Source organism: Mycobacterium sp. (assembly GCF_049647605.1).
GTDB lineage: Bacteria > Actinomycetota > Actinomycetes > Mycobacteriales > Mycobacteriaceae > Mycobacterium.
The window spans coordinates 1-8,167 of record NZ_JBARXZ010000196.1; the positions used below are offsets into that span (position 1 = coordinate 1).

The window sequence follows — 8,167 nt, forward strand, 5'->3', positions numbered from 1 at the left end:
ACGGCGCGCCTACTCCGAAGAGACCGCCACCAACGCGTTCTACGAGACCCTGGCCTGGAACTGGCCCAACTGGGCCAAACTGTTCTTCAACAACAAAGGCGTCGTCGCCCGCGGCACCGACGTCTGCATGAACTACCCCCCGGTCGACCCAACCGTCTGGACCTGGTGACTCACTCTCGGTGGTGATTGCGCGCCCGCGACGAGGGCGGCGGTTCGATACCGTGCGCGATGCCGCTGGCAGCGTTGATGCCGGCAGCCATCTCGACGAGTATCCGCACCACGGTGTGCTGTGACAGGTATCGCCGGAATCGGTTCCAACGAGTTGGCTTTTTGTAGAACATGTTTCGATGTTGACGTACTGGCGCAGCAGCGAACAGTGGCACCAGTGCCACTAGTCGCTAAGATAGTGACATGTCGCATTCGGTGGCGATCCTCGCCTACGACGGGATGTCGGGCTTCGAATCAGGTCTGGCCGCCGAGATCTTCGGGATCACGGAGTTGTCCGGGCGGTTCTCTGCCGGCCTGCCCAGGCCCTGGTACACGGTGAAGTTGTGCGCGGAGAAGCCGGAACTGCGCATGTTGGGCGGGGCGACCGTGCACACGCCGCACGGATTGAACGAACTGGCCGATGCCGACACCGTGATCATCCCGAGCGTGCGCGACGTGACCGTACCGCCGTCCCCTGAGCTTGTCGCGGCGCTGACCACCGCACACCGGCGGGGCGCCCGGCTGGTGTCGATCTGTTCGGGGGCCTTTGCCCTGGCGGCCGCCGGTGTGCTCGACGGCCGGCGCGCCACCACCCACTGGATCTATGTGGACTTGCTGCGGCAGCGGCATCCCGAGATCGATGTTGATCCGACGCCGCTCTACGTAGACGGCGGCCGGGTGCTCACCAGCGCGGGGTGCGCCGCGGGCCTGGATCTGTGTTTGCACATCGTGCGTTCCGATCACGGTGTCCGTATCGCCAACGATCTTGCCCGCCGTCTGGTGATCTCCCCGCACCGTTCCGGCGGCCAAGCCCAGTACATCGAATCGCCGGTACCCGATCCGGCCGTCGACGGCCGGATCGCCGCCGGAATGACCTGGGCGCTGGAACATCTCGACCGACCACTGACACTCGACGAGCTGGCGCAGCGGTCAGCGCTGTCCCGGCGAAGCTATCTGCGGCAGTTCGCCAAGGCCACGGGTACGACTCCGATCAAATGGCTGATCGAGCAGCGGATCCAGGCCAGCCTGGCGTTGTTGGAATCGTCGTCGCTGTCCATCGAGCAGATCGCCACCCGAGTGGGTTTCGAATCGGCGGTTACGTTTCGGCACCATTTCACCCGTCAGTTGCGCACCACCCCGAGCGAATACCGCAGCTGCTTTGCGGGCGCCTCCTGAGCTCAGGGCTGACCAGCCTTGCGGGCATCGCCGAACACGTTCGAGGGCTGGGGCTTTCGCCGCGATCGATCACACCGCCTGATTTTCCTCGGTGACCGGGCCGCCGAGTCGGCCGTTGGTGGCATCGAGGATGGCGCGGTCGAGCATCGCCAGTGCCTCCGGTTGGGTGATCGTGCCTCCTTCGACGATGACGGTCTGGGCGACGTCCTCGTCGATGACGCGGAATGCCCCGGTGACGGTGGCCGCGCAGATCCGTACCGAGACGTCGTCCTCGCTGAGCTTCAGCCGTCTGGCGATCACCGGGATGAATCCTTGCTCGAGTTCGTCGTGCACCATCAGGTACGCCGTCCGTAACGCCGGCTCCCGATGACTCATCGCGGCGATCTGCAATGCGGCGCGGGCGTCTTCGACGTCCTGAGGTGACAGCGGGTGCGCCGCCGAGTCGGCGGCTACGTGCTCACCGAGGGCCAGCTGTGGAGGCCACCGGTCCAGCGTTGCCAGGAATCGGTGGGAGGACTTGGCCAGTATCGGTTCCACGCAACTCTCTTTGGTGCGGAAGTACCGCCAGATGGTGCGGGTGGAAAGCCCTGCGGCTGCTGCGATATCGTCACCGCTGGTGCTTGCTACGCCGTTCTCCCAGAACAGCGCGCAGGCATGCCGGGAGACGGCCAGCCGTGCCTCTGCCTGCCGGCCGTGTGGTTCCACGATGGTGGCCACCTCCTGAGTCGAAGCCATTCGACGACGTCGCTACCTTGCCGCCTCGCTACTTTGTCACTTAGTGACACTTGCGTCAAGCGCGGCCTTCCTGCGTCCCACCTGCCCGCTCCTGGCAATGCGCTGTCGGCTCGCGCAGCGCCGGTGCGCAGGTTTGATGCCGAAACGTTCCGGGTAAAGGGGGGCAACACAAGAGTCGGCCGGTGGCGGGCTCACTCTCAGAGGGAAGGCGGTCAGCATGCTCGACTTCATTTGCCCAGGGTGCGGAACCTTCGGATTCGATGAGGTGGACTGCGCCTCATGTGATCTCGGTGACGGGTCCGGCTACCGTACAACGTGATTCAGCGCACGGTGTCGAAGAATGCCCGGACGTCGTCGGCAAACAATTCGGGCTGTTCGAACGCCGCGAAGTGGCCGCCGCGTGGCATGTCCGTCCAATGTGTGATGTTGTAGGCGGCCTCGCACCATTGCCGGGGGGACGCAATGATCTCCTTGGGGAAGGCCGCCACTCCGGTGGGCAACGTCACCGGCGCCTCGTCGCCGGAGCCGCGCCGGCTCTCCCAGTACAACCGTGCCGACGACGCCCCGGATCCGGTCAGCCAATACATCATCACGTTGTCGAGTAGCTCGTCGCGGGTCAGCACATTTTCTGGATGTCCGTCGCAGTCCATCCACGACCAGAACTTTTCGACGATCCAAGCCAGTTGGGCCACAGGCGAATCGACAAGCCCGTAGCCGAGCGTCTGTGGGCGGGTGGCCTGCTGCTTGAAATATCCCGAGTCCCATCGGCGGTAGTGGTCGGCGCCTGCCAGCGCGCGCCGATCAGTGTCGCTGGGATCAGCCATCACATCGGCCGGGGGCCGCCCCATCGGCATGTTGAGGTGAATGGCCACGCAGTGACCGACATTGCGGCCGATCTGCCGGGTGACCGCTGCGCCCCAATCGCCACCCTGGGCGCCGAACCGGTGATACCCCAACCGGAGCATCAGGTCATCCCAGGCGCCGGCGATACGTTCGATACCCCAGCCGGTCTCGGTGGGTTTGCCGGAGAATCCGTACCCCGGCAGCGACGGGCACACCACATCGAAGCCCGCATCGTTGAGCGGTGTGATCACCTTGTGGAACTCGACAATCGATCCCGGCCAGCCGTGAGTGAGGATGAGCGGGAAGGCATCCGCGCGGGAGGACCGCTGATGGATGAAGTGGATGTCCAGACCGTCGATCTCGGTGGTGAACTGATCGAAACGGTTCAGCGCCGATTCGCGGACGCGCCAGTCGTATTCGTCGGCCCAGTACCGTGCGAGGTCACGCGTGTAGGAGAGCGGGATGCCCTGACTCCAGTCGTCGACGGGTTCGGCTTCTGGCCAGCGGGTGTTGTTCAGCCGGGTTTTGAGATCCACGAGAACGGAATCGGGGATCGAGATGTGGAATGGGTGTACGGCGGCCATTTCCCGATTGTGCCCGAGGGGGAGGTCGTGCAGCCGGGGCCGTCGAAGCCCGGTGGTGCTCGATGGCATCCTGGCTGCATGGGCCTGGTCATCCGACTGCTCGAACTGCTGATCATCGCCGTCCCGTTGATCGGTGTCATCTGGGCTGGGTTCAAGGCTGTCGCGAGGTTCCGGCCCCGCGAGCAGACGGTCGAAGAGGCGCCGGTCCCAGTCGAGTCGTCGACCACCCATCAGGCGGCGCGCTGGCGGGCAATCCAACGGGTCCTCGACGAGCATGACCGCACCGATGCTCGGTGGCTGGACTATGAGCTCGACCCGGTCACGCTGCTCGATTTCCCGCTCATGACCGATATGACCGAGCCGGCCACCGAACGGTTCCACCGGGCAAAATGGCGGGCCGATCTGTTGAAGCCGACGGCGGCTGAGGCGTTGCTCGATGACAGGGAAGCGGCGGCGGAGTACCGCGAAGCGGTGGAGAGCTATGTCAGCGCGTTCAATGTGGCAGAGTCCGAGGCCAAGCGCAGGCGGCGCAGCCATTTCTCGGAGGGGGAGCGGCAGCGGGTGCATCGAGCTCAGACCTTGCTGCGGGTCGCCTCCGATGCCGGTGCCACGGTGCAGGAGAGGGAACGCGCCTACGGCCTGGCCCGGCGGGAGCTCGAGGGTCTGGTTGTGCTCCCGGAGCGGGCCCGGATGCAGATCGAGCGGGGGATATCGGGTGAGCTGGAACCCTAGGATCAACTGTAGTTTGTGTACTAATTGGTAGCGTACGATTTAAATTGTGACCGTTGAAGTTGTGCCCGACACCGACCCGCTTTCGCTCGAGCAGCAGGTGTGCTTTGCGCTGGCGGTCACCAATCGCGCCGTTCTTGCCGTCTACCGCCCGCTGCTCGAATCGCTGGGGCTCACGCACCCGCAGTATCTGGTGATGCTCGCCCTGTGGGAACACCGGAAGGAATCGACATCACCGCTGTCGGTGAAGCGGATCGGCTCGACGTTGCAGTTGGATTCAGCCACACTCTCACCCATGCTGAAACGACTGGAGGCGCTGGGGCTGGTCACGCGGGCCCGTAGTGTCGCCGACGAGCGGACGACGGACATCGCGCTGTCTGAAGCCGGCATCGCGCTTCGGGAGCGGGCCCTTGCCATCCCGCCCGCTGTCGTCGCCCGACTCGGAGTAGAGCTGGCCGAGCTGGACGAGCTGCACCGAGTGCTCACCCGCGTCAATGCTGCCGCGCTTGCGGCAGGTGCCCTTCGCTGACAACCACGACCAGGAACTCAGGAGCATCATGGCGGCCGACAAGCCGAACCTCTGGCAGTACATCGCATTCTCCTACGGCAAACGGCTACCCGAGTCGATGAATCGATGGGTGGCCGAGGACCTGGCCGGTCCGGGGGCCGTCCGTCGCCACATGATCCGGTTTGCCATTCCGCCGCTGCTGGTCCTCGGGCCGCTCTGGCTGGTCCCGGCCTCCTTTTACGTGCGCCTGGAGATGACGGCCCCGATCTACATCTGGGCAATATTGATGGCGCTGGCGCTGAACAAGGTGTGGCGCCGCCACCGCCTCGCCCAGCACGGCATCGACCCCAATCTTGTCGACGTCATCAAACGCAAGCGGGACGCCCACATCCACGAGGACTACGTCCGCAGGTTCGGTCCGCGCCCCGAGGATGCCAAGCGACAGTCCAACAGCAGCCCGTTCTAGCGCGCGGTCGAGGACGCGCCATGTTCAACATCGTTGCGCCGACACTGGGCGTGCGCGGCTCAACCGAGCGCTACCCGGTCCGGCGGGTCTACTGCGTCGGCCGTAACTATGCCGACCATGCGCGGGAGATGGGTGCCGATCCCAACCGGGAGCCGCCGTTCTACTTCGCCAAACCGGCCGATGCGGTGTTCACCGTTGCCGAGGGATACCTCGGTGGGCCTGCCGGCGTGGTGCCGTACCCGCCGCAGACCGCCGATCTGCACCATGAGATCGAGCTGGTGGTGGCACTTGGGTCCGGCGGATCGGATATCGCCGCAGCGGACGCGCTGGACCATGTGTGGGGCTATGCCGTCGGTGTCGACCTCACCCGTCGTGATCTGCAGGACACCGCCAAATCGATGCGACGGCCCTGGGATCTGTCCAAGGGGTTCGACGCCTCAGGGCCGGTATCGGAGTTGGTCCCGGCCGCAGGTATCCGGCCCGACAGTGGTCGGATCTGGATCAGCGTCGACGGGCAGCAAAAGCAGGAGGGTGACCTCGCCGATCAGATCTGGACGGTTGCCGACGTGATCGCGCACCTGTCCGCCTCGGTCGAATTGCGGGCGGGGGACCTGATCATGACGGGCACGCCGTCGGGTGTCGGCCGGATCGACCGGGGGCAGCGGGTTGCCGGTGGCATCGACGGTATCGCTGAGCTGAGCTTCACCGTCGATTAGTCGAGCACGTCGAACAGTCGGGGCATCTACGTACCTCGACAGTAGATTTTGGTGTCGGCGGCGCGTCGCGGCCGGAATTCGGCAGCTGGACTGAGATGGTCGACCGATGAAGCGGCTGTTACTGGTGATGCTTGTGGGAGTGTTGTGCGCCGTGGCGCCGCCTCCGGTGGCGCAGGCGGATTTCTCGGCCCGCGTCGCGCAGGCCGAGGAGTACCTGGCCACCCGCCCGGGCATCGTCGGCTACGTGCTGCGCGATCGCACCACCGGGCTGGCTCATCGCAACCAAGCGGCCGGTGCGCTGATCTGGACCGCGTCCACCATCAAGCTGGCCATGGTGGTCGATCTGCTGACCCGGGCGACCGCCGGTCAGATCAACCTCACTCCGGCCGACCGCCAACTCATGGTCGACATGATGCGCTCCTCGGACAACGACGCCGCCGACCAGTTGTGGGAGCGGTTCGGCGGACCCGACCACATGGCGTTCAACCGCAACTTCCCCAGCTACGGGATGACCGGCGTGCGGCCCCAGCCGGGGTTCGGCGATGTCTACCCCTACTGGGGATTCCAGAAGGCCACCGCCGATGACCTCGACCGGCTGATGAACTACACCCTGGGAAGGCTCCCCGCCGCGCAAGCGGCGGCCATCGTGGCCGAGATGCAGGGTGTCGACGCCAACCAGCAGTGGGGGGTGTGGGGCGCCGGACCGCAGATGGCGCCCGGCAACAAGAACGGCTGGTCGCCCGAGCAGGGCGGCTGGGTGGTCAACAGCGTGGGATTTGCCGGACCCGGTCAGCGCTACACCCTGGCCATCATGAATTCCCTTGAAGGCGAAGGCGGTTTCGAGGACGGACTGGAGACCACCACCCGGCTGGCCAAGATCCTGCTGGGCCCCGGGTAGTCCCGGCCCGCGCCGTGACGGGTACGCACCGCTACCCGATCGGCGGACCGGCCCGCCACGCCTCGATCGCCGGGATCAGCCCGTCGCGCAACACCGGCAGCTGCGGAATCAAGGTGACACACCCGATGAACTGCAGGGTACGGGCGGCGTCCATGAGGCGTTGCAACTCGGGGTCGGTGGCGCGCAAACCGAGAGCTTGTGCCGCAACGTCGTATTCGGCATTGGCAGCCTCGCCCATCATCGCCAGATCCCACTCAGCCGGGCCGCAGGTCACGTCTTCGAAGTCGGAGAAGCGGACCCCGTCGGTGGTGCGGATGACGTTGTGCGCCGGACCGTCGCCGTGCAGGGCCTGCACGGCGACGCCCGGGAAGCTGCTCTCGAACGACTCCCGGCTGCCGAGAAGCTCGTGCAGCGCGTGGTACTCGGCTCGTGCCCGGGTGATGTCACCCGCCGTCAGCAGGGATGACTCCTGTAACGCGGCAAGCATATTCGGCAATCCGGTGTTGAACGGTGCCAGGAACGGCAGTGCTGCGGGGTATTCGGAGAGAGTGGCGTTGAGCCGGGCGGTGTATTCGACACCAACGCCGCTGTACGGGACGTGCTCCGGTGTGACATCAGCGAGTTCCCAGAACGTCATCGAGAATCCGTCCCGGCGGACAGGTTTACGCGGGACCAGGTCCGAGGGCGCAATCACCGGCACGCCCTGTCCCGCCAGCCAGGTCACGACATCGAGTTCGCGTTGCTGCCGGGCGGCCTGGGCCCGCGCCGTCATCCCCAGCGGCACCACCACCTGGATGCGGGCCACCACGGGTTCCGGGCGTAGATGTACAACAACCGAGAACACATCGTGCAGCACCGCCGGGTGGTCGACGGAAAGTCCTTGGGCGCCAGCAGCGTCCACCGCGGCCCGTACGGCGCGCGCACTGCGGGCAGCCAGCTGTTCTCCCGTCAACATCGTCGCCAGCTTGCCATCAACCCCGTCGCGATGTCATCCGGATTTCGGGGACACACGAGCTTCCCGGCCCGAGTCAGCCCGCTTCGCGGGTCCGCATCAACCGCTGCTGCCACCAGGCCACCGTGTCCGGATCCGTGACCCGCCACCGCTTGAGCAGGTCCGGCTCGGGGGCCGGCGGCATCGGGGCCACCGGCAGGTAGCCGTCGGCGGCTACGAGTGTTCGCGGCCCGGAGACCACATCGGCGGCCACCCACGACGGGCGGCCCACCGCGCAGGCGTGCGGCAGCTCCGGCAGCGCTCCGGCGAGGGCGACAGCGCCGGACCGGCCCACGCTCGTCTCCGGCCGGGAC

The 8,167-nt window shown here is 66.1% G+C and carries 11 protein-coding genes and 1 pseudogene; 7 read left to right on the forward strand and 5 right to left on the reverse strand.

Annotated features, from left to right (window positions below):
* On the forward strand, nucleotides 1–169 hold a 169-nt coding region (locus tag WBB07_RS25335; protein ID WP_526311796.1), incomplete at its 5' end, for a DUF5078 domain-containing protein.
* A 1-nt stretch (nucleotide 170) separates the two neighbouring features.
* On the opposite strand, the gene WBB07_RS25340 is transcribed toward WBB07_RS25335, so the two are convergent.
* On the reverse strand, nucleotides 171–341 hold the full coding sequence (locus WBB07_RS25340) for a hypothetical protein (protein WP_526311776.1): 171 nt from the start codon (nucleotides 339–341) through the stop codon (nucleotides 171–173).
* A gap of 70 nt (nucleotides 342–411) precedes the next feature.
* On the opposite strand from WBB07_RS25340, the gene WBB07_RS25345 reads away from it, so the two are divergent.
* On the forward strand, nucleotides 412–1,383 hold the full coding sequence (locus WBB07_RS25345; protein ID WP_526311778.1) for a GlxA family transcriptional regulator: 972 nt from the start codon (nucleotides 412–414) through the stop codon (nucleotides 1,381–1,383).
* A gap of 69 nt (nucleotides 1,384–1,452) precedes the next feature.
* On the opposite strand, the gene WBB07_RS25350 is transcribed toward WBB07_RS25345, so the two are convergent.
* Both WBB07_RS25350 and WBB07_RS25355 read right to left on the reverse strand, forming a co-directional pair.
* Nucleotides 1,453–2,118, reverse strand: coding sequence for a TetR/AcrR family transcriptional regulator (locus WBB07_RS25350; protein WP_526311780.1), 666 nt, complete (start codon nucleotides 2,116–2,118; stop codon nucleotides 1,453–1,455).
* 320 nt (nucleotides 2,119–2,438) lie between these two features.
* Nucleotides 2,439–3,545, reverse strand: coding sequence for an alpha/beta fold hydrolase (locus WBB07_RS25355; protein ID WP_526311782.1), 1,107 nt, complete (start codon nucleotides 3,543–3,545; stop codon nucleotides 2,439–2,441).
* 78 nt (nucleotides 3,546–3,623) lie between these two features.
* On the opposite strand from WBB07_RS25355, the gene WBB07_RS25360 reads away from it, so the two are divergent.
* From WBB07_RS25360 to WBB07_RS25380, 5 genes are all read left to right on the forward strand, one after another.
* On the forward strand, nucleotides 3,624–4,277 hold the full coding sequence (locus tag WBB07_RS25360) for a hypothetical protein (RefSeq protein ID WP_526311784.1): 654 nt from the start codon (nucleotides 3,624–3,626) through the stop codon (nucleotides 4,275–4,277).
* Nucleotides 4,278–4,323: 46 nt separating this feature from the next.
* Nucleotides 4,324–4,803, forward strand: a complete 480-nt coding sequence (locus tag WBB07_RS25365; RefSeq protein ID WP_526311786.1) for a MarR family winged helix-turn-helix transcriptional regulator — start codon at nucleotides 4,324–4,326, stop codon at nucleotides 4,801–4,803.
* Between the two features lie 28 nt (nucleotides 4,804–4,831).
* Nucleotides 4,832–5,248 (forward strand): DUF5313 family protein, encoded by a 417-nt coding sequence (locus tag WBB07_RS25370; RefSeq protein ID WP_526311788.1) that lies wholly within the window; start codon nucleotides 4,832–4,834, stop codon nucleotides 5,246–5,248.
* Nucleotides 5,249–5,268: 20 nt separating this feature from the next.
* Nucleotides 5,269–5,964 carry a fumarylacetoacetate hydrolase family protein gene (locus WBB07_RS25375; RefSeq protein WP_526311790.1) on the forward strand — a complete coding sequence of 232 codons (696 nt, stop codon included), beginning with the start codon at nucleotides 5,269–5,271 and terminating at the stop codon, nucleotides 5,962–5,964.
* Between the two features lie 106 nt (nucleotides 5,965–6,070).
* Nucleotides 6,071–6,862 (forward strand): serine hydrolase, encoded by a 792-nt coding sequence (locus WBB07_RS25380; protein WP_526311792.1) that lies wholly within the window; start codon nucleotides 6,071–6,073, stop codon nucleotides 6,860–6,862.
* Nucleotides 6,863–6,893: 31 nt separating this feature from the next.
* Here the strand turns inward: WBB07_RS25380 and WBB07_RS25385 are convergent, their stop codons facing one another.
* Entirely contained in the window at nucleotides 6,894–7,817 is a 924-nt protein-coding gene (locus tag WBB07_RS25385) for a phosphotransferase family protein (RefSeq protein ID WP_526311794.1), read from the reverse strand.
* A 73-nt stretch (nucleotides 7,818–7,890) separates the two neighbouring features.
* Nucleotides 7,891–8,167, reverse strand: a pseudogene (locus WBB07_RS25390) (O-succinylbenzoate synthase); the annotation flags it as partial.

Excerpts from the sequence above, each read along its gene's own strand:
- WBB07_RS25340 (WP_526311776.1), bottom strand. The coding sequence starts at position 341 with ATGTTCTACAAAAAGCCAACTCGTTGGAACCGATTCCGGCGATACCTG.
- WBB07_RS25345 (WP_526311778.1), top strand. The coding sequence starts at position 412 with ATGTCGCATTCGGTGGCGATCCTCGCCTACGACGGGATGTCGGGCTTC.
- WBB07_RS25350 (WP_526311780.1), bottom strand. The coding sequence starts at position 2,118 with ATGGCTTCGACTCAGGAGGTGGCCACCATCGTGGAACCACACGGCCGG.
- WBB07_RS25355 (WP_526311782.1), bottom strand. The coding sequence starts at position 3,545 with ATGGCCGCCGTACACCCATTCCACATCTCGATCCCCGATTCCGTTCTC.
- WBB07_RS25360 (WP_526311784.1), top strand. The coding sequence starts at position 3,624 with ATGGGCCTGGTCATCCGACTGCTCGAACTGCTGATCATCGCCGTCCCG.
- WBB07_RS25370 (WP_526311788.1), top strand. The coding sequence starts at position 4,832 with ATGGCGGCCGACAAGCCGAACCTCTGGCAGTACATCGCATTCTCCTAC.
- WBB07_RS25375 (WP_526311790.1), top strand. The coding sequence starts at position 5,269 with ATGTTCAACATCGTTGCGCCGACACTGGGCGTGCGCGGCTCAACCGAG.
- WBB07_RS25380 (WP_526311792.1), top strand. The coding sequence starts at position 6,071 with ATGAAGCGGCTGTTACTGGTGATGCTTGTGGGAGTGTTGTGCGCCGTG.
- WBB07_RS25385 (WP_526311794.1), bottom strand. The coding sequence starts at position 7,817 with ATGTTGACGGGAGAACAGCTGGCTGCCCGCAGTGCGCGCGCCGTACGG.